The sequence below is a fragment of the Arenibacter sp. S6351L genome (genome assembly GCF_023016025.1).
Lineage (GTDB): Bacteria > Bacteroidota > Bacteroidia > Flavobacteriales > Flavobacteriaceae > Arenibacter > Arenibacter algicola_B.
Genome location: NZ_JALKBB010000014.1, coordinates 98,808 through 120,142, shown reverse-complemented (window position 1 = coordinate 120,142; position 21,335 = coordinate 98,808). Strand labels below are relative to the sequence as shown.

Genomic DNA, 21,335 nt, shown 5'->3' with positions numbered 1-21,335 from the left:
TGGTATGAGCTTGTGCTTTTTTAATTAAGAATAGAAAATTTTGGCCCTTTCACGATATTTGTTATGCAATATGGGACGGGGCTTTTTTTATAAGCAGCCATTTCCTTCTAAGGGAAAAAGGTTTGTCTTAATTAAAGATATTTCAGGGGTACTCCTAAATTTTAGTTTTTTTGGGTGACTTTATATTTATGGATGTGGCAGCGAATAATTCGTGAATATCCATGCCCTTAAGTTCTTCATCTGCAAAGAAAGGGGAGAGTTTGTCCGCACTATATCTATATATTTTCCAACGTTTAAAGGTGTATTCAAGAGCTGTTAGGTTTTCTACCCAATCCCCGGAATTTAAATAGGTACATTTGCCTTGTTCACTTTCATAAATCTCTTTTTTGGGTTGATGGATATGGCCGCAGATAACATAATCATAATTCTTGTCGATGGCCAATTCCTTTGCGGTATGTTCAAAATTTTGGATAAATCTAACAGCACCCTTTACGCTGTTTTTAATTCTTTTTGACAAGGAATATTTTTCGCGCCCCAATTTGCCCAAGATCCAGTTAATGGTTCTGTTAAGGAGAATTAATAGACTGTATCCATGCCTTCCCAGTTTGGCCACCCATTTTGCATTTTGAATGGATATATCAAAAACATCACCGTGAAAGAACCAGGCCCTTTTACCATTTAATTCTAAGGTCAATTGATCAACAAAATGGATATTTCCCAAAGAAGTACCGCAGAATCTTCTAAGCCTTTCGTCGTGGTTCCCTACAATGTAATATACTTCGGTACCATTTGTGGCCATTCCCATAATTTTTCTTAGCACTTTTAGGTGCGTAGCAGGGAAATATTTCTTGCTAAATTGCCAGACATCAACTATATCGCCGTTTAGTATAAGTGTTTTAGGGTTTATGCTGTTCAAATAGGCCAATAGTTCATCAGCATGGCAACTGAAAGTTCCTAAATGTACGTCTGAAATAACTACCAATTCTATTTGTCGCTTTTTCACGGAGGTGGAATTTTCTCAAATTAAACCTTTGGATTTAAATTAAAAGTGAAGGTAAAATCAATTTAGGATAAGGAAATAGTTAAGTTTATATTAAGTTGGTCCAATTCTGTTTTTATTTGCAATAAGCAAGGTTTCTATTTTTGTATCTCTGTTTTAAGATTTACCTTTGGATCTTTGAATTAAAATGGCCCTTTATACCGTTTCATAACTACAAATTTTAACTACAAACATGGCAGGAAATACTTTTGGAACCCTTTTTAAACTATCTACGTTTGGAGAATCTCACGGTGTGGCCATTGGTGGCGTACTGGATGGATGTCCGGCGGGAATTGAATTGAATCTGGATGCCATTCAGGAAGACCTGGACAGGCGTAAACCTGGTCAGTCGGCCATCGTTACCCAACGCAAGGAGCCGGATACCGTAGAGTTTTACTCTGGGATTTTTGAAGGGAAGACGACAGGAACACCAATAGGGTTTGCCATACACAATACCAATCAGAAATCACATGATTATTCCCATATAAAGGACTCTTATAGGCCTTCGCATGCCGATTATGTGTACGACCAAAAATATGGTTTCAGGGATTATCGCGGAGGAGGAAGAAGTTCGGCCAGGGAAACAGCCAGTAGGGTAGTTGCCGGTGCCATTGCCAAACAATTCTTGGGAGATATGAAAATAAACGCCTACGTTTCCCAAGTAGGTGAGCTATCCTTGGACAAAAGTTACCAAGAACTCGATTTTTCCCTTATCGAATCCAACCCGGTAAGATGTCCGGATACTGCTACTGCAGCTAAAATGGAAGAGTATATAAAAAAAATTAAAAAGGAAGGTGATACCATTGGGGGGGTGATTACCTGTGTAATCCAAAATGTTCCCATTGGCTTGGGGGAACCTGTTTTTGATAAGTTACATGCAGAATTGGGTAAAGCTATGCTTTCCATCAATGCCGTTAAAGGCTTTGAGTACGGTAGCGGATTTGAAGGTGTAAAGATGAAGGGGAGCGCCCATAACGATCAATTTAATACCGACGGTACTACCAAGACCAATCATAGTGGGGGTATACAAGGTGGAATAAGCAATGGAATGGATATTTACTTCAATGTTGCCTTTAAGCCTGTCGCAACCGTTATTCAGGCCTATGATACCATAGATAAGGAAGGGAATAAAGTAAGCACTCAGGGCAAGGGTAGGCACGACCCTTGTGTAGTGCCAAGGGCGGTGCCAATTGTGGAGGCAATGGCCGCCTTGGTTATGGCAGATTATACTTTATTGAATAGGACCATTAAATTATAGCCTTATATTTTTTGGTGCTTTAAACCACAAAATGCTATCTTTCCAATCTAAATCATTGTTTTTATGAGGAAGTTGGAATTGCACTGGCAAATTATTTTGGGAATGGTGGGCGGAGTTCTTTTTGCTTTGGCCATGGTTCAGTTCGATTGGGGTCCGAAAATTGTCTCCGATTGGATAAAACCCTTTGGGAATATATTTATTAATTCTCTTAAGCTTATTGCAGTTCCATTAATATTGGCTTCGCTTATCAAGGGGGTTTCCGATCTAAAGGATATTTCCAAACTTTCAAAAATGGGGGGGAGGACCATTGGAATTTACCTCATAACAACCATTATCGCGGTATCCATCGGACTTACCATAGTGAATATTGTAAAACCAGGTTCCTCTATTTCTGAAGAGACGAGGAACGAATTGGTGGAAAATTATAAAGGTGATGCCGATTCCAAAATATCCCAAGCCAACGAACAAAAGGAGTCCGGACCATTAAGGGCCTTGGAAGATTTGGTACCCAGCAATATTTTTAGTGCGGCAAGTGACAATGGCAATATGTTGCAGGTCATATTTTTTGCCATTTTTTTCGGAGTGGGATTAATATTGATACCTGCAGAGCAGGCCGATCCGGTAAAGAAATTTTTTGATGGCTTCAATGAGGTAATTCTTAAATTGATAGATTTGATTATGCTGGCGGCTCCCTACGGTGTCTTTGCCTTATTGGCCGCTTTGGTGGTAGAATCTCCCAGTTTGGATCTATTTAAGGCGCTAGGATGGTATTCCGTCAGTGTTGTTTTGGGATTGATCTTGATGATAGGCGTGTATATTTCGTTGGTATGGATATTTACCAAACGCAAGCCTTCATTTTTTATAAATGGAATTTCCCCTGCACAATTATTGGCGTTTTCTACCAGTTCCAGTGCGGCCACGCTACCTGTCACCATGGAAAGGGTAGAGGAGCATTTAGGGGTAGAGGAGGAGGTTGCCAGTTTTGTATTGCCAATTGGGGCCACTATAAATATGGATGGTACCAGTCTTTATCAAGCCGTGGCAGCGGTTTTTATTGCCCAAGCTTTTGGAATGGATCTTAGTTTTGGAGCCCAATTGGGAATTATTGTTACCGCAACCTTGGCTTCCATTGGGAGTGCCGCTGTACCTGGAGCAGGAATGGTGATGCTCGTCATTGTTTTGGCGCAGGCTGGTATTCCTGAAGCCGGACTGGCCCTGATCTTTGCTGTGGATAGACCTTTGGATATGTGTAGGACGGTGGTCAATGTTACTGGGGATGCCGCAGTGTCCATGATGGTGGCAAAGTCTGTGGATAAATTAGGGGAGCCCAAGGTAAAGGAATGGAGCGATCATTATAAGCCTTCAAAATAACGAACAACTTCATTATTGCTGAATCCAACGCATTAAAAGATGGCGAAAATTATTTTTGTCCGTTTGTAAATTCAATTGATTGTTCCCATAATTTAGCACAATCTTAATTGAAATTATGAAAAAACTTGCCTTGCACTGGCGAATCCTAATTGGTATGCTTTTGGGAGTGCTTTTTGGGGTGTTAATGTTGTATATTTCGGGAGGTAAGCTCTTTATTCAAAATTGGATCAATCCGTTTGGCATTATCTTTATCAATCTTTTGAAGCTTATAGCCATTCCGTTAATTTTGGCTTCGATCATTAAAGGGATTTCAGATTTAAAGGATATTGCCCAGTTTAAAACCATAGGTGTCCGTTCTGTTACCTTATTTATCACCACCACTATAGTGGCAATTATTATAGGTTTGCTGCTGGTCAATATTTTTTCCCCCGGTAAAGGAATTTCTGAGGAAACCGTTTCAAGGATTACCAATGAATTTGTTGGTCGGCAAGGCGTGCAGTCTAAACTTGCAGAAGCTTCTGTGCAAAAGGAATCCGCGCCTTTGCAGTTTTTGTTGGATATGGTGCCGGAGAATGTTTTTAGTGCAATGAGCGACAATAAACTAATGCTCCAGGTAATATTTTTTTCTGTGTTTCTAGGGGTGTCCATGTTGCTAATTGGGGAAGCCAAGGCAAAACCTTTAAAGACCCTTTTTGATTCCCTTAACGATGCGGTATTAAAAATGGTCGATATAATTATGGTAACGGCTCCCTTTGCCGTATTTGCCCTTTTGGCCAATGTAGTGGCCAGCTCAGGAGATCCGGATTTATTGTTGGCATTGGTTAAATATGCAGGTGTTGTTATTTTAGGACTTTTTCTAATGATTGTCTTTTATTGTACTGTATTGACGTTGGTTACTAGAAAAAATCCAATTTGGTTCTTAAAAGCCATCAGTCCCGCACAACTTTTGGCGTTTTCCACGAGCTCAAGCGCCGCCACCCTTCCCGTAACCATGGAAAGGGTAGAGAATCAATTGGGTGTGGATAAGGAGGTGGCGAGTTTTGTACTTCCGGTAGGAGCTACTATAAATATGGACGGAACCAGTCTTTATCAAGGCGTAGCGGCAGTTTTTATTTCCCAAGCCTTGGGTCATCATTTGGAAATTACAGACCAATTAATGATAATATTAACCGCGCTTTTGGCTTCCATTGGTTCTGCGGCAGTTCCGGGGGCCGGAATGGTAATGTTGGTAATTGTTTTGGAGTCCATAGGGTTTCCAAGTGATAAGTTGGCGGTAGGATTGGCGTTGATCTTTGCGGTAGACCGACCTTTGGATATGGCCAGAACAGTAATAAACGTAACGGGCGATGCCATGGTGTCCGTGGTAGTTGCAAAATCGGTAGGGAAGTTAAATGATATCCCTAAATAATTAGAGCCTCAACGAGGTATATTAAATAGTAGTTGTAATGTTAAAACAAGAAGTGAGCCGGGAAATCATTGAGCAGTTTCCCAATGTATTTGCAATAGATGCCAATTTGGACAGGTTGGTAAAAAAAATTGAATTGTTGACCTATTTAAATCCATTAAATATTGAAAAGGAAAAGCACCGTTTCTTTTCATCCAAATATGTTGATGAACCCGTATTTAAATATAAAAAGTTACAATTTGATCCTTACAAGTTAAACCGTTTGTTCTTTTCCCAGCGCTTGGAGCGCATAAAGGATGAACAGATAATGAAGTTCTATCAGGAAGTGGTGTATTACTATGCCAATATGATTCAGTGTATAGAGACTATTGGTCAGAACAAAAAGTTCTATTACAACTCCCTTAGGGTTTATGGGACACCCACGGAGAAAGATGTTCAGAATGCCAGGTTCATTCTACATGTGGCCGATGAGCCGGATACCGAGGATATGGAAAAAATATATACCCCGGAGGACGCAAAGGTTTATTTTGAAGAGTTTGTGCGGCAATATGATTTTCCTTTAAATATTTCCTTCTCCAATAGCATTGCCGCAGATGCCATGGTGAGCAATAACACCCAATCCCTTCTTATTAAGAAGAATACCGTTTTTAGCAGAAACCAACTGCTTACCTTGGCCAATCATGAGATTGGAGTGCATTTGGTAACTACCTACAACGGCATGTTACAACCCTTAAAAGTTTTTTCCAATGGTTTTCCGAAGAATGTGGAAACTCAAGAGGGCTTGGCGGTTTTTAGTGAATACATGAGTGGGGCCCTAACCCTTAAGAGATTAAAGGAACTTGCTTATAGGGTCTTGGCCTCTGACAGTTTGATAAAAGGGTATGGTTTTTCGGATACTTTCGACATGTTACACGGCCAGTACAAACTGGACAGGAACAAGGCCTTTACCATTACCATGCGGGTCCACAGGGGAGGCGGATTTACCAAGGACCGCCTGTATCTAAGCGGATTAAAAAAGATTTATAAAAGGCATAAAAACGGCTTGTCCATGGATACGTTGCTAACCGGTAAGGTTACCATGGAATCTGAGGCTACCATAAACCGATTTAAGGACTTGGGCTTGGCAAATAATTTAACACATACCAATGTGGCTTTTGAAAAGAATTACAATAGGAACAGTACCTTGGATTTTATATTGGATAACTTGAAATAAGTAATATGCAACTTCTTTTTCCTTTTGTTAGCAAATGTAAGCTAGTGTGCTAATGAGGAAGGATTAATTGATGAAGTTTGTGTACTTAAGTTAAATTATTTTAAATAGGCCTTGGAATAATAACTTAGATTTTGATATCTTTGTACCACCATTAAAAAAACATAGCAATCATGTTCGATTTTGACCAATATTTAGGGTTTTTAGCATTTTTGACCATCTTGACCATCGGGTTTTGGTTGATGATTTTTTTGTTGACTTTTGTTATTCCCTACTGGATAGGAGGTTCTATCCTGGAAATATTGAAAGAAAAGCGCGAAGCTAAAAAAGCAAAACGTAACCAATAGGGATACGACGACAATATACTGTAAATAAAAAGGGAGCCCATCGGCTCCCTTTTTATGTTTAAGGGTTTGATAATTTTATCCTTCAAAGTCCATATCTTCTCCGCCGCCATTTCTGCCTTCCCTATTCCTATCATTTCTGTTTTGGGGTTGGTTAAACCTGTATTGAAACGACAAGGTAATTTGCCTTTGCCTAAATTGAAATTCGCTGTAAGTAGCTACATTTTCTGTTCTGGTGTCCGTTATACGTTTTCTAGAATTAAATATGTCGCTTACATTTAACGTCAGGGAGCCCTTATCTTTTAAAACATCCTTGCTTAACCCTAGATCCGAACTCAACATACCCTTGTTGGTGTTTTGCGCATCTTCGGAAGGACCCATATAAAAGAAATTGGTCTGAAAATCGATTTTTCCCGGTAAAGGTAATTTAGCGCTAAAGCGGGTAAACCAAGAGAAGTTGTTGGCATCAAAATTTTGAACAATTACTTCATTCTGACTGTTGGTGTAGGTATAGTCCCCCTGTAAATCCCTGTGGAAAGCATTTAGGTTCCATGTCAGCCTCCAATTCCTTTTTGGGGTATAGGTAGTAGTAAACTCCATACCTAAACGGTCTTCAGTAGCTAAATTTATTGGGCTCCGCACCTGTACGGGAACTACAATGGGATTCTGTGGGTCGTCTGGATTTTCAATGGTTACAAAGTCGCCCGTTTCCCTGGAAACAAATTGAAACACTCCAGTAGATCTGTTAAAGTATCCAGAGGTAGTAAAAGTAAACTTATCCCACCTTTTCAAATATCCCAAATCATATGAATCGGTAAAAGTAGGGTCCAAATCCGCATTTCCTTGAAATAGATTGGTGTTACTGGATCTGGAAGGGAACGGGTTGATAAACCTAGAACGGGGTCTTCTAAGTCTTTTGCTATAGCTTAAGGTAACTTGTTCCTTCTCGGAGAATTCATAGCCCAGGAATATGGATGGGAACCAATTTACATAGTCCTTATTGGTAAGTTCGTTAGAGTTGACCAGTTCGATCCCGATATCGGAAGCCTCCATTCTCAATCCGCCTAGAATACTGAATTTGTTAAATTTAGACCCCAATTGGGTATAGGCCGCATTTACATACTCCTTATAATTTAATTCATTGCTGAAGTTGGGGTCGCTATTGAATCCCCCATCTTGTTGTTCGATACCAAAATCAAAATCGGTATTGTTATTGTTAAAGGTCCCGCGATACCCAATTTCAAATTGGGACTGATTATCCTTTCCAAATGGAAGTACATAATCCATCTGCACCAATTGGGATATCTGTGTTTGGTCATCTATGGTCCTTTCGGTATCCAAAGCAATATTATCCCCTAGGATGACCTCCTCGATAATCGAATTTTCATTATCAATTCCCTTTGAGTACTGGTAGTCGAAGGTAAGGATATGTCCTTCCCTTTCAAATTTCTTTTGGTAATTCAATGAGTATTGAACCTCCTCCTCAAACTCGTCCTCAGTGGTAAATCGGTTTCTTTGGATGGTTGGGGTTCTATTGGCATCAAAATTGGAAAAATCCACATTCACTGTGTTATCCCCATTAGATTTGCTAAACACAAAAGAATTGGTAATGCTGCTGCTTTCATCCAAAAACAGTTCAAAACCAACATTGGTGTTAAAACTTTTGTCCTTTCTTTGGTAATCCCTTACTTCATTCTGATAACTCAAGGTGTTGCCGTTACTGTCAAAGTTTTCCTGATCGAATAATGCATTCCCTGGGCCGCTGCGATAACGGTAGGTGGTATTGGTGAAGATATTGAAGTTGTCCCGTCTTAAATTTAGGCTCAAGGATCCTCCATAAGTCTCTGGATGCCCTGTATAAACATTGACGGATCCGTTTACCCCGGCGGTCTTGCTCTGCTTTAGAATTATATTCAAAATACCTGCTGTTCCTTCGGCATCATACCTTGCGGAGGGGTTGGTAATTACCTCTACCTTTTCTATGGCATCCGCAGGCAACTGTTGCAGGGACTCGGGACTCAGGCCCGACAAGGCCGATGGTTTGCCATTGATAAGGATTCTAACACTTTCGTTTCCCCTGAGACTAATGTTACCTTCCACATCCACGGAAACCGAAGGTACGTTGCTCAGTACATCGGTTACCGAACCACCTTTCACGGTTAGGTCCGAACCAACGTTATATACTTTTTTATCCAGCCGTAATTCTACTGTGGTGCGCTCGCCGACCACTTCTACTTCGGCCAACTGGGCAACGTCTAAGGAAAGACGGATTACACCAAGGTTGGTGGAAGATCTTAGACTTTGATTATTTAATTTATAGGATTTATACGAGATGTATTCTACACTGATATTATAGTTTCCAGGAGCTGTCTCAACTTCGAATTGCCCGTTGACATCCGTAATCCCACCTGTAACTTTTTCAGGATTTCTAACACTTTGTAGTACCAAAGTGGCATATTCCAAGGGTTGATCTGTTTCTTGGTCCAAAACGGTCCCAGTTATTTTTATCGGTTCTTGCGGGCCTTGGCCCCCTTGTGCATAACCTATTAAAGTGATGAATAATAGTGTAACTGGGAGTAGTTTTTTCATTTGCTATGTTTTGGATTTGTTTTTTCTCTTCTTCTTTTTTTCTTTAACCTTTTTAAAACCGCTTTTCTGAAGTTCTACAAAGGCCTCATACTTATCTGCTGGTAATCCTGCCTTAAGTTCTTCATCTTGCTTTAAAGTGATTTTTTCATAACTTTCCCTCATCTTATCGGCCGGTAGCTCCAGTATCTGCAATTCTATACGTTCCTGCAGGTATTTTTTTAAGGTGGTGCTCAAAACAGCTTCCTCAAACGGGTTTAAGCCTAATTTTTCTGTAATGCTCGGCATTTCCTGATCCACAATTTGAGCAGCCGTTAATTTTTCCGGTTCCTTAGGCGTTTCCTGTACTTGTGGAATAGTATTTCGCTGTCTACCATATCCTCCGTATCCATATCCATTTCCGTATCCATTACCATACCCATATTGGGCACTTAAAAAAGGGAATGATAATACGATCAATAAAAAACTTAAAAATAATTTCTTGTTCGTTTTCATAATGTCAACTGCTTAGTGGGATTCCAAAATTAATAGATGGTTTAACCCTTAAGGGTTAAATGTTTGTTAAAATGAATATTTCAAGAACTGTGCCGTATTGCGGCGGCAATTGCTTTGATTCTTTGGGAAGTACATAATATAATAATAAATGTTCCTTTTTTCAAATCAGTTTAACTCAGATCCTAATTTAAAAGGTCCTTTATTTTTTCGGGAGGTCGTCCAACCACCCCTTTGCTGTCCTTGATGACTATGGGGCGTTCTATGAGTTTGGGAAACGCTATCATGGCAGCTATTACTTCATCGTCCGTCATGGATTTTCCCTTGAATTTTTCTTTCCAAATGGCTTCGTTGGTTCTCACCAACTCCATTGGTGATATACCTAAAATTTTTAGAATGGCTTCGAGTTCTTTTTTGGTAGGTACGTTTTCAAGATATTTAATGATCTCAAAGTCTTTTCCCGAATTCTCTAGAATGGCCAATCCTTCTCTGGACTTTCCACATCTGGGGTTGTGATATATTTTAATCATATTTATTAGATTTTAAGTTTCGTGGCCAAAAATTTCCAGTCTCCTAATGGTCATGATAATAATCTTCAAAACAGGTACCCGAAACTTTCTAGCCTTATCCATTAACAATTTTACAGGTTGTAATATGGAGTCATGGTTCAGCTTTCTTCCTTTTGCCCCATCATCATAAGATAGGCCTTTAAGAACTGATCTATATTGCCGTCCATTACCGCATCAACGTTTCCAGTTTCTTCACCCGTACGCACGTCCTTCACCAATTTGTATGGGTGCATTACATAATTCCTAATCTGTGAACCCCATTCAATTTTCATTTTGGACGACTCAATTTCCTGTCGGGCTTCCATTTTCTTGCGCAATTCTATTTCGTACAATTGGGATTTAAGCATTTTTAATGCGGTGGCCCTATTGTCGTGCTGTGATCTTGAATCTGAACAAGAAATCTGTATTCCGGAAGGTTTGTGGGTCAGCTGTACCTTGGTTTCTACTTTGTTGACATTCTGTCCCCCGGCACCACTTGATCTAGCCGTGGTGATCTCCACATCGGCAGGGTTTATATCTATTTCTATACTGTCGTCCACCAGTGGGTAAACATATACGGAAGCAAAAGAAGTATGGCGCTTTGCGTTACTGTCGAAAGGTGAAATACGTACCAGCCTGTGTACTCCGTTCTCTCCCTTAAGCCATCCAAAGCTATAATCCCCTTCAATTTCCAAGGTCACGGTTTTGATTCCTGCAACATCACCTTCCTGATAATTGAGCTCTTTTACCTTGTAACCATTTTTTTCACTCCACATCATGTACATCCGCATCAACATGGATGCCCAATCACAACTTTCCGTGCCTCCGGCACCCGCAGTAATTTGAATTATGGCTGTGAGTTCATCTCCCTCTGCAGAGAGCATATTTTTGAATTCCAATTTCTCCAAGGCCTCAATGGTCTTGTCGTAATGACCTTCAACATCAGCTTCGGACATTTCACCTTCTTTCTGAAATTCCAAGAAAATCTCAAGATCGGCTACTAAGCTTTGAGCGCTATTATAATCATCAACCCATTGTTTCTTGGATTGAATTAATTTCATCTGTTCCTGGGCTTCCTGGGGATGGTTCCAAAAGTCTGGAGCCAGGGTTTTTTCCTCCTCGTTTTCTATTTCTACAAGCTTGGCATCTATGTCAAAGATACCTCCTTAACGCACCAAGGCGATCAATGAGACTCTTATAATGGTCCGTAGTTATCATATACTAATTATTTTCAGCCAAAAATAGGATTCTTTTTTCTGATTATGTACCAAATATGAAATGATATTTATTGTTCGGCCTGTACTTCCACAGAATGGGAGGTTTTATTAGCGCCTTGGGAATATACTACGCCTTTTAAAGGGGAGCAATCATTATAGTCTTTGCCGTGGGCTACTTTAATATGGTTGTCATTGACCAATAAATTGTTGGTAGGGTCAAAGCCTATCCAGCCAACTTGGGGGATATATGCTTCTGCCCAAGCATGCATTTGCGAGTCGCCAAAGTAACCATTACCCTGGTGCAGGTAACCCGAGACATAGCGGGTGGGAATATTATTTGCTTTTGCCAAAGCACAGAACAAATGTGTGAAATCCTGGCATACCCCCTCAGGATTATTAATGATTTCTTCCAATAAGGTATTCACATGGGTAACGCCAGTATTGAAATGAATAAAAAGATAGATCCATTTATTTAGTTTTTGAAGATTCTCGAATATACTTATGGAGGTATCAAAAACAAACAAGTTTTCTGAACCGGCTGGCAAGGCAGTATATTTGGTCTCACGCAGATAAGGCTCATGATCTACCTTGAAATTCAAACTTTTAACAAGTTCATAGTTGCTTGGGATATCAAAGATTGGAATTTGTCCAAAAGGGTTGAAGCTTATTTTTTTAAGTTTAAAAGTGGCACTGAAGTTAATTTTCTGGAATCGTTCCGAAGTATTTATTCTTATGGTCTGAAATCCAAAACCATTTTGGGAAAAAGCACTTTTGGCTTCCAATGAATTTTTTATTTCCACGCTGATCAATTCTTGCGTGTCGTTATTCTCAGGAACAATCAAAAATTGCCAATATGCATTTTCTACAGGATTTTCGTAGTTATTTTCGGCACAATAAGTAACTGAATATTCAAATGACATTATAAGTAGTTGTTAACGCAAAGGTAATCCAATGGATTATAAATCAATAGGTAAAAAATTCATTTTCCATTTTAAGACTAATCTGCACCAGACTATTGAGTATTTTTTCAATAAAGCCCTGAATGTCTTCCTCAATTTCTTCGGCAAATTTAAATTCATATTCTCCCTTAACTTTACTTATTAAAAAAGCGGTAGAATTTTTATCCGGAGTTTTGGATTCATCCAAAACTTTAATATGCTTATATACTTGGTTTATACTATTGATGACAGATCTTGGACAATCTGGATTTAAAATTAAGAATTCCAAAGTGGAAATACTGGTAGGTGTCTTTTTATAATATCTGCGCATCATATCATAAGATTCCACACATTTAAGAAGTGTGGTCCATTCAAAGCTATTGCTAATTTTATCGCCATAACTTCCTTTGGCCTTTACGGCATCATTGTATTTGGCATTAATGATTCTGATTACCTGCGTGGCCCTCTCCAGATTTATACCGAGCATAATAATTGCATACACCTCGTCATGCAAAAGCGTACCTCTTATTTTTCCTCTTAAAATGGCGGTCATTTCAGTGATGTTAACGGTAAAATCGTATAGACCCTTTTTTGTGAAATCCTCTATCGAATACCTGATTACAAAATGATAAAATTTATTGATGGATTCGTACAGTTCCGTAGAAATAAGGTCTCTGGCACTATTGGCATTCTCTCGGGCATATTTTACATTATTGATAATGGAATAAGGTAAATTGGCATTTAGTCCTATGTTGAATAAAATATCTTCTTCTTTAAGAATTATGCTATCGTCATCCAATGGCTCCCCTACCAGGAACATCATGGATTGAAGAACAAATTGTCTGGATTGTGACAGCTCGTTCGGTGCGTCCAATGATGAAAAATAATTTACATTTAAGTATCTGGCAACATGTTCGGAACGTTCAATATAACGTCCCATCCAAAAAAGGTTATTGGCAACTCTAGCTAACATAAGATTTTTTTATTTTTTTAATACCCAGGTATCTTTGGAACCACCTCCTTGAGAGGAATTTACAATTAAGTTTCCTTTTTTTAGTGCTACTCGAGACAATCCACCTTTGAGTACAAACTCCTTTTTATTGCCCAATAGGGTAAATGTCCTAAGGTCTACATGACGTTGTTCAAAAGATTCACTGTCATCTATATAGGTTGGATGTACCGATAAGGACATAATAGGCTGGGCAATGTATTTTCTAGGATTTTGTTTTATTTCTTCCTGAACTACCTTAATTTCAGCCTTAGAGAGTCTGTTGCCAATTGATATACCATAACCGCCTGCTTCATCCACAGGCTTCACCACTAGTTCATGTATGTGTTCCAATACATATTTAAGTTCATTGGGCCTGCTGCAATGGTAGGTGTGTACATTGTTGAGAATGGGAGTCTCATCCAAATAATATTTAATGATTTTCGGCATGTAGGTGTAGATGGCTTTATCATCTGCTACTCCTGTGCCCGGAGCATTTGCCAAACAAACATTGCCTTTTATATAGGCAGCGAAAAGACCTGGTACCCCCAATGACGAATCGGCCCTAAATTCCAGGGGATCTATATATTGGTCATCCACTCTTCGGTAAATCACATCAACCTTAATGGGTCCACGAATGGTCTTCATGTAGACAAAATCGTTCTCAACAAATAGATCTCTACCTTCCACCAATTCCACACCCATAGCTTTTGCCAGATATGAATGTTCGTAAAAGGCAGAATTGTACATACCTGGTGTAATAACCACACAATTTGGGACATCGACCCCTTTTGGTTTTACACTTTCCAATATATCCAATAGGTTTTCGGCGTAGTTGGTCACCGAATGCGTTTTATAATGATTGAAAACCCCGAAGAGCGCTCTTTTTAAGGCGGTACGATTACAAATAACATAACTTACCCCGGAAGGACATCTAATGTTGTCCTCAAGGACATAATAGTTGCCATCCGAGTGTTTAATAATGTCAGTGCCGGATATGTGGTTGTAAATGCCCCCAGGAGGGTCAACTCCAATCATTTGATGTAAATAGTTTGCAGAGGAACTGATCAAGTCCAGTGGAACTATGCCATCTTTGATGATTTTTTTATCGTGGTAAATATCCCATAAAAATAGGTTTAATGCCCTACTGCGCTGTATAGCGCCCCTTTCAATGATTTCCCATTCATCCTCATCTATGATTCTTGGAAATAGATCGAATGGAAATATTTTCTCTTGCGTTTCTTTATTGTCGTATACCTGGAAAGTGATTCCTTGGTTAAAAAATGAGGACTTAGCCTTATTGTTCAATTGCACATAGTCTTGAATGGAATGATTCCCGTACAGATCTAACAATTTTTGATAAACATTTTTAGCCGCTCCATCATTGTTGAAAACTTCATCAAAAAGTGCAGGATTGTTGATGTAAGAAGAAAATATCGGTTTTTTCACCTCTGGCTTCATAGGCATATTTTTCTTCAAGTTACTTTATTTTAGTTACATACATGCGATTTAATTTTTTTAAGCAAGAGAATTATCCATACTTAAAAAATGGAATGGTATTATTGATAATTCACATTAAATGAAAGGAAAAAAATAGCTACTTGAAAAATGTTTAATACGTTTACAAAAATTTAGGAACCCACGTTCAATAAGTTTGTTCATCTTGATTCATTTGTTATATATAATTTTCAATTTTTATGTTTATAAATCTTATTAGTGATACCGTCACAAAACCTACGCCTGGTATGTTGCAGGCCATGATGACCGCTGAGGTAGGGGATGATGTTTTTAAAAATGATCCTACTGTCAACAAGTTGGAAGAAATGATGGCGAACTTGTTCGGTATGGAAGCGGCCTTGTTTTTTCCAAGTGGTACTATGGCCAACCAAACGGCTATAAAATTGCACACCCAACCAGGGGAGCAATTAATCTGTGATAAGTATGCACATGTTTATAATTATGAAGGGGGAGGAGTGAGTTTTAATAGTGGGGTCTCCTGCAGATTGGTAGATGGTCATAGAGGAATGATGACCGCAAGTCAGGTCGAGGAAGTAATAAACCCACCAGACTTTTATCATAGCCCGTTAACCTCGTTGGTCTGTATAGAAAACACAACCAATAAGGGAGGTGGGGCCTGTTGGGATCTGAAGGAGTTGAAGTCCATAAAAAAGGTTTGTGAAAGGCATAATCTAAAATATCATTTGGATGGAGCCCGACTTTGGAATGCCCTGATTGCCAAAAAAGAATCTGCCTTGGATTATGGGGCACTGTTCCATACTATTAGTGTTTGTTTAAGCAAGGGGTTGGGATGTCCCGTAGGTTCCGTTTTGTTGGGGGACAAGGAGCATATTGACAAAGCGCTAAGGGTGAGAAAGGTACTTGGCGGCGGTATGCGACAGGCGGGATACCTTGCGGCAGCGGGAATTTACGCCTTGGAAAACAACAGGAAAAGATTGGCGGAAGATCATAGGAAGGCCAAGGAAATAAGTGTATTGCTAAACGGGTTGTCCTACATTAAAAAGGTAGAACCTACGGAAACCAATATTGTTATTTTTGAAATAGATGAAAAGCATATGTCCTCTGATGATTTCATGGACAAACTGAACAAAAGGAATGTTCAAATCATTGGGATGGGGCAAAATAAACTGCGTATTGTAACCCATTTGGATTATACCGATGAAATGCACGAGGCTTTTATGGATATTCTTACGAAATTATAGACCAATGGTATCGGGCAATAAGGAAATGCTTGTTTTAAGATTTTTTATGCCATTTTCCATTCCAGCTTCGGAACTATAAAGCATGGATTTGCCCAAAATTTTACCTTCATTATTCTTAAGGGTGAAAAGAAATTTACCATTATAGTCTGTCTTGCGTTCAAAAACCGAAGATTGCCCAATCAAGGCCTTAAGATTGGCAATGGTCTTGTCAATCTCTTCCTTGGAATTAAAGGGGATACTGTTCAGAAGGGTCTGTCCACTTTCCGACTGCAGACTAAAGGTGTATGATGTGTCCGATTCCTTTTTTATTTTTAGCATAGCCTACGGCAACTTTTTTTAAAGTTACACAAAAAAAAGTGAATCTTTAATTTTATCAATCTTATCTCGGCAATTTTTATTTTCCTTATAAATAGACCTCTATTTGGCTTGGAAACCTTTGTTGTAGACCTTTCTTTGGGGTAGTTGGCACTTAGCTGGCCAAGGAGTGGTATGTAATCAAAAGCTTATATTTTGGTTACCTAAAATAGGATGATTGCCACGGGATGGGAAAGTCATTTAAAAAGGCGCCCAAATAGCCTTTATATTTAGCCTTTGGACGCCCTTCCTATATATTTTAGAAATTATTTTGCATCTTCAGGTAGCCCGTAGGTATCTACCACATAATCCAGGTCCTTATCGCCCCTACCACTTAAATTTACTAAAATGGAGGATCGTGGATCTTGTTGTGCCAATTTTATGGCATATGCCACAGCATGGGCACTTTCCAATGCAGGGATAATACCTTCCAGGCGACTCAATTCATAAAAGGCATCTATGGTTTCTTGATCCGAAACAACGTCATAGGTTACTTTTTTAAGGTCCTTTAGCATACTGTGTTCAGGGCCAACTCCCGGGTAATCCAAACCACTGGCAACGGAATGTACCGCGCCTGGTTCTCCTTTATCGTCCTTAAGCATATAACATTTAAATCCATGGATGATTCCTGGACTGCCCAAGGTCATTGTGGCGGCGTGCTCACCGTATTCCATGGAACGCCCACCGGGTTCCACACCGTATAAGGTACATTCCGGTTCCTCCAGAAATGAGGAGAATATCCCCATGGCATTGCTTCCGCCGCCAACACAGGCTACTACCTTATCCGGCAATTCTCCGGTCATTTCAAAAAACTGCTCTTTGGCCTCTATACCTACTACCCGCTGAAAATCCCTCACCATCATGGGAAAGGGATGTGGGCCAACCACAGAACCTATACAATATATGGTGGTTATAGGGTCCTTTAAATACGCTTCAAAGGCAGAATCCACAGCTTCTTTTAAGGTTTTTAAGCCATGGGTAACAGGTACTACCTTTGCACCAAGAATTTTCATCCGAACTACATTGGGATGTTCTTTGGCAATATCCACTTCGCCCATATGTATCTCACATTCCAATCCAAAATAGGCGGCTGCAGTTGCCAGGGCAACCCCGTGTTGTCCGGCCCCAGTCTCGGCAATTAGTTTCTTTTTGCCCAAATGTTTTGCCAAAAGCGCCTCACCCATACAATGGTTGAGTTTATGGGCGCCTGTATGGTTTAGGTCTTCACGTTTCAGATATATTCTTCCTCCATATTTTTCGGACAGCCTGTTACAATAATAAACGGGCGTTGGTCTGCCTTGATAGTGTTTGCGAATACTTCGGAGTTCAGAAATAAAGTTATGCGATTTACTTATGGCATAATAAGCGTCAGTAATTTTTTTCATTTCCTCTTCCAGAACGGGTGGGATAAAGGATCCACCATATTCTTTAAAAAAACCATTTTCGTCTGGATAGGTCTTAAAATAATTGTCCGTTAACATATAGGAGAATTTTGTAATTGTTAATAAAGGTTTTTGGCTAAAAAAAAAGCGCTTACAATTATAATAAATTTTAGGCCAATACAGCCTTATATGATATTGGGAATATGGATTTTTATGGGCAAGAATATATTATTTGGCATTGGGCAATGAGAAACAACGCCCTATTCAAATTCTGAGTTGGGTTATTGAAAAAAGGAAACTTCTAGGGATTGGATTTACATTTTACTGTTCTTCCTAAGAAAGTCCAGATACTTTTCCACATCCACTTTGGAGCCATAGCCGGACAGTGAGGCCAATTCCTTTTCTTCGGTGCTGACCAAGCTTATTAGTGGAAAAATGCCCTTTTTATTCCATTGGGATAGCAGAGCCTTGTTTTGTTTCATTTCTTCGGCGCTAAGAAGTTCTTTCTTTCTCGGGAGATCTACGTATAGGAGTACATAATCTTTGGCCACTTCCTTAAATTGATTGGTATCGAACAGATCTTTTTTTAAGGCCTTACAGGGCGAGCACCAATCACTGCCCGTGAAATACATAAGGATGTTGGAATTGGTTTTTTTTGCAACTTCTTGGGCATTCGCGTAATCGGTCAGCCAATCGGTTTCTTTGATGTCGGCACTATTATTTTGTGCATGTACAAGAAATGGAAACAGTAGTAGCAAGAAATTTTTTTTCATGTTTATAAGTTATGATTAAAAAAGGCTCTGATAAACTTACTGAAATTTATTTCAAAAATGAATCCATACCAGGGATGTTTGGCATTCCTTCCTTGGCAACTGCTGCCAATTCGGTCTCATTTATGGTTGTGGCCTTTTCTATAGCCTTGTTCAGGGTAAGGATCAAATAATCTTCCAGTTGATCCTTGTCCTCCAATAGACTATCGTCTATAGTGATGGATTTAATTGTTCTATTGGCCGTAATCCTAACCTTGAGCAAACTATCCGGAGATTGCTCCTCAAGTATTACGGTATTCATCCTTTCTTTGGTGGCCTTTACTTTTTCTTGGGTTTCCTTTAGTTTTCCCAACATGCCCATCATATCTCCAAACATAATTATAGATTTAAAAAGTTCATTGATCAAAATTACTAAAATGATCGGGATATATTGGAATTAAAGATGACAGTTGTTCTTATGGACACCTTGAGGGTGGCATAATATAATAATGGATAAACAACACATTTAAAGAGGTCGATTGCATTTAAATATTATTTTTGCGCTTTCTTATTTACATATAATATACCACACTCATGCAGCGGGAATTAAAAGCACCAAGTGCAAAAAAGATTGAGAAGCGATTAATAAAGCACAATGATGTAAGGATAGATGATTACTATTGGCTGAACGAAAGGGAAAATCCGGAAGTTATTGCTTTTTTGGAACAGGAAAATGCATACTACGAGGCAATGACGTCCCATACCCAGGAGCTTAAGTATAGCCTCTTCCTAGAGATGAAGTCTAGGATAAAGGAAGATGATTCTTCTGTACCCTATAAGTTTAATGGCTATTGGTATGCTACAAGATATGAGGTAGGTAAGGAGTATCCCATTTTTACCAGAAGGTTTGAAAATGAGGATGCCGAGGAGGAAATAATGTTCAACTGCAACCTTATGGCGGAGGGGTTCGATTATTTTAACCTAGGAGGCTTGTCCGTAAGTCCCAATAACGAACTTGCTGCCTTTGGGGTGGATACTGTTTCCCGCAGGCAATATACCCTACAAATAAAAAATTTGCGTACCCAAGAGATTTATGGGGATAAAATAGAGAACACTACGGGCAGCGCGGTATGGGCCAATGATAATAAGACCTTGTTCTATACCAAGAAAGATCCTGTTACCCTTAGGTCCAATAATATTTACAGACATGTATTGGGAACATCTCCCGAGGAAGATGAACTGGTTTTTCATGAGGAGGATGAAACCTTTACCACCTTTGTTTACAAAACCAAATCCAAAGAATTTATAGTTATTGGTTCTTCCAGTACGCTGACTACTGAATTTCAAATTTTAAGGGCAGACGACCCTACTGGACAGTTTCATGTGTTTTCTAAGAGAATTAGGGGTATGGAGTACTCCTTAACCCATTATGAAGACAACTTTTATATCCTTACCAACATGGAAGGGGCAACCAATTTTAAATTGATGACGACCCCTGAAGATAAAACCGAATCTGAAAATTGGGTAGACTTTATTCAACACAGGGAAGATGTATTGTTGGAAGATATTGAAATGTTCAATGAATATTATGTTTTGTCCGAGCGGGAGAATGGTTTAAATAAGTTGAAGATTGTGAGATGGGATACCGGGGAAAGCTATTATTTGCCATTTGACAATGAAACCTATACGGCCTATGTGGGTACCAATCCAGATTTTGATACCGAAATTTTAAGATATGGATACAACTCCATGACAACACCCAGTTCCATCATAGATTTCAATATGAGGACCAGGGAGAAGGAAATAAAAAAGGAACAAGAGGTATTGGGAGGGAAGTTCAATAAGGAAAACTATATTTCTCAAAGAATATGGGCACCTGCCAGGGATGGTAAAAAAGTTCCCATCTCATTGGTCTATCACAAAAATACCAAGTTGGACGGCTCCAGTCCGTTATTGCAATATGCCTATGGTTCCTATGGGCATACTATAGATCCCTATTTTTCCACCGTACGCTTAAGTCTTTTGGACAGAGGTTTTGTTTATGCCATAGCACATGTTAGGGGCGGGGAATATCTAGGCCGTAAATGGTACGAGGAGGGAAGATTGTTGAAGAAGATAAATACGTTTACCGATTTTATTGATTGTTCCAAATTTCTGATTGAAAAGAAATATACCAGTCCGGAACATCTCTATGCGTCTGGAGGTTCTGCAGGTGGACTTTTAATGGGGGCCATTGTAAATCTGTGCCCGGAAATATATCACGGGGTAATTGCCGCTGTTCCTTTTGTAGATGTGCTTACGACCATGCTGGACGATACCATTCCATTAACGACAGGGGAATATGATGAATGGGGCAACCCAAATGAAAAGGAATACTATGACTATATGAAATCCTATTCGCCTTATGACAATGTAACGAGACAATTGCAGCCAAATATGCTGGTTATTACAGGATTTCACGATTCCCAGGTGCAATATTTTGAACCTGCCAAGTGGGTAGCGAAACTTAGGGAGCATAAAATGGACAAAAATTTATTGTTGTTCAATATTAATATGGATGCAGGTCATGGCGGTGCTTCGGGCCGATTTGAATCCCTAAAGGAAGTGGCAAAAGAATATGCATTTTTGTTAGATTTGGAGCATAAAATTCGATAATCAAAAAAAAAGACTAATTTTGTCCTATCAGTATTGACATAAATCAAATAGATGTCGATAAGTTCTAAACCTAGAAACT

At 39.3% G+C, this 21,335-nt stretch carries 19 protein-coding genes; 7 read left to right on the top strand and 12 right to left on the bottom strand.

The window, feature by feature from the left end; all coding sequences use genetic code 11:
• Window positions 1-154: 154 nt before the first annotated feature.
• Complete coding sequence (locus MWU82_RS13070) at window positions 155-1,003, bottom strand: UDP-2,3-diacylglucosamine diphosphatase (protein ID WP_247096690.1); 849 nt, start codon at window positions 1,001-1,003, stop codon at window positions 155-157.
• Between the two features lie 229 nt (window positions 1,004-1,232).
• On the opposite strand from MWU82_RS13070, the gene aroC reads away from it, so the two are divergent.
• The 5 genes from aroC (at window position 1,233) to MWU82_RS13045 (ending at window position 6,630) form a co-directional block, all read left to right on the top strand.
• Window positions 1,233-2,297, top strand: a complete 1,065-nt coding sequence (aroC, locus tag MWU82_RS13065; protein WP_072865053.1) for a chorismate synthase — start codon at window positions 1,233-1,235, stop codon at window positions 2,295-2,297.
• Between the two features lie 63 nt (window positions 2,298-2,360).
• On the top strand, window positions 2,361-3,668 hold the full coding sequence (locus tag MWU82_RS13060) for a dicarboxylate/amino acid:cation symporter (protein ID WP_247096689.1): 1,308 nt from the start codon (window positions 2,361-2,363) through the stop codon (window positions 3,666-3,668).
• A 115-nt stretch (window positions 3,669-3,783) separates the two neighbouring features.
• Window positions 3,784-5,076 (top strand): dicarboxylate/amino acid:cation symporter, encoded by a 1,293-nt coding sequence (locus MWU82_RS13055; protein WP_072865057.1) that lies wholly within the window; start codon window positions 3,784-3,786, stop codon window positions 5,074-5,076.
• A gap of 37 nt (window positions 5,077-5,113) precedes the next feature.
• Window positions 5,114-6,286 carry a flavohemoglobin expression-modulating QEGLA motif protein gene (locus tag MWU82_RS13050; RefSeq protein WP_247096688.1) on the top strand — a complete coding sequence of 391 codons (1,173 nt, stop codon included), beginning with the start codon at window positions 5,114-5,116 and terminating at the stop codon, window positions 6,284-6,286.
• Between the two features lie 170 nt (window positions 6,287-6,456).
• The gene (locus tag MWU82_RS13045; RefSeq protein ID WP_093980103.1) at window positions 6,457-6,630 is read left to right on the top strand and encodes a hypothetical protein; all 174 of its coding nucleotides are present in this window, start codon (window positions 6,457-6,459) and stop codon (window positions 6,628-6,630) included.
• A gap of 75 nt (window positions 6,631-6,705) precedes the next feature.
• Here the strand turns inward: MWU82_RS13045 and MWU82_RS13040 are convergent, their stop codons facing one another.
• From MWU82_RS13040 to MWU82_RS13010, 7 genes are all read right to left on the bottom strand, one after another.
• The gene (locus tag MWU82_RS13040) at window positions 6,706-9,216 is read right to left on the bottom strand and encodes a TonB-dependent receptor (protein ID WP_247096687.1); all 2,511 of its coding nucleotides are present in this window, start codon (window positions 9,214-9,216) and stop codon (window positions 6,706-6,708) included.
• A 3-nt stretch (window positions 9,217-9,219) separates the two neighbouring features.
• A complete protein-coding gene (locus MWU82_RS13035) occupies window positions 9,220-9,708 on the bottom strand; it encodes a hypothetical protein (RefSeq protein ID WP_215948004.1) in 489 nt (162 codons plus the stop codon).
• A gap of 182 nt (window positions 9,709-9,890) precedes the next feature.
• The gene (arsC, locus tag MWU82_RS13030) at window positions 9,891-10,235 is read right to left on the bottom strand and encodes an arsenate reductase (glutaredoxin) (protein WP_215948005.1); all 345 of its coding nucleotides are present in this window, start codon (window positions 10,233-10,235) and stop codon (window positions 9,891-9,893) included.
• 137 nt (window positions 10,236-10,372) lie between these two features.
• A protein-coding gene (gene prfB / locus MWU82_RS13025) for a peptide chain release factor 2 (protein ID WP_215948006.1) occupies window positions 10,373-11,471 on the bottom strand; the annotation gives its coding sequence in 2 pieces (ribosomal slippage) (window positions 10,373-11,407 and window positions 11,409-11,471; 1,098 coding nt in all).
• A gap of 67 nt (window positions 11,472-11,538) precedes the next feature.
• Window positions 11,539-12,390 (bottom strand): transglutaminase family protein, encoded by an 852-nt coding sequence (locus tag MWU82_RS13020; RefSeq protein WP_215948007.1) that lies wholly within the window; start codon window positions 12,388-12,390, stop codon window positions 11,539-11,541.
• A 43-nt stretch (window positions 12,391-12,433) separates the two neighbouring features.
• Window positions 12,434-13,381 (bottom strand): alpha-E domain-containing protein, encoded by a 948-nt coding sequence (locus MWU82_RS13015; protein WP_215948008.1) that lies wholly within the window; start codon window positions 13,379-13,381, stop codon window positions 12,434-12,436.
• Between the two features lie 9 nt (window positions 13,382-13,390).
• Window positions 13,391-14,857, bottom strand: a complete 1,467-nt coding sequence (locus MWU82_RS13010; RefSeq protein ID WP_215948557.1) for a circularly permuted type 2 ATP-grasp protein — start codon at window positions 14,855-14,857, stop codon at window positions 13,391-13,393.
• Between the two features lie 236 nt (window positions 14,858-15,093).
• On the opposite strand from MWU82_RS13010, the gene MWU82_RS13005 reads away from it, so the two are divergent.
• Window positions 15,094-16,116, top strand: a complete 1,023-nt coding sequence (locus tag MWU82_RS13005; RefSeq protein ID WP_247096686.1) for a GntG family PLP-dependent aldolase — start codon at window positions 15,094-15,096, stop codon at window positions 16,114-16,116.
• Here MWU82_RS13005 and MWU82_RS13000 read toward each other — a convergent pair.
• The 4 genes from MWU82_RS13000 to MWU82_RS12985 all read right to left on the bottom strand — a co-directional run bounded on the left by MWU82_RS13000 (window position 16,111) and on the right by MWU82_RS12985 (window position 18,998).
• Complete coding sequence (locus MWU82_RS13000; protein ID WP_247096685.1) at window positions 16,111-16,434, bottom strand: YegP family protein; 324 nt, start codon at window positions 16,432-16,434, stop codon at window positions 16,111-16,113. The genes MWU82_RS13005 and MWU82_RS13000 overlap by 6 nt on opposite strands.
• Window positions 16,435-16,736: 302 nt before the next feature.
• Window positions 16,737-17,951 (bottom strand): tryptophan synthase subunit beta, encoded by a 1,215-nt coding sequence (gene trpB, locus MWU82_RS12995; protein WP_247096684.1) that lies wholly within the window; start codon window positions 17,949-17,951, stop codon window positions 16,737-16,739.
• A gap of 215 nt (window positions 17,952-18,166) precedes the next feature.
• Complete coding sequence (locus MWU82_RS12990) at window positions 18,167-18,625, bottom strand: thioredoxin family protein (RefSeq protein ID WP_247096683.1); 459 nt, start codon at window positions 18,623-18,625, stop codon at window positions 18,167-18,169.
• A 46-nt stretch (window positions 18,626-18,671) separates the two neighbouring features.
• Entirely contained in the window at window positions 18,672-18,998 is a 327-nt protein-coding gene (locus MWU82_RS12985; protein ID WP_072861567.1) for a YbaB/EbfC family nucleoid-associated protein, read from the bottom strand.
• A 197-nt stretch (window positions 18,999-19,195) separates the two neighbouring features.
• On the opposite strand from MWU82_RS12985, the gene MWU82_RS12980 reads away from it, so the two are divergent.
• The gene (locus tag MWU82_RS12980) at window positions 19,196-21,256 is read left to right on the top strand and encodes a S9 family peptidase (RefSeq protein ID WP_247096682.1); all 2,061 of its coding nucleotides are present in this window, start codon (window positions 19,196-19,198) and stop codon (window positions 21,254-21,256) included.
• Window positions 21,257-21,335 lie beyond the last annotated feature (79 nt).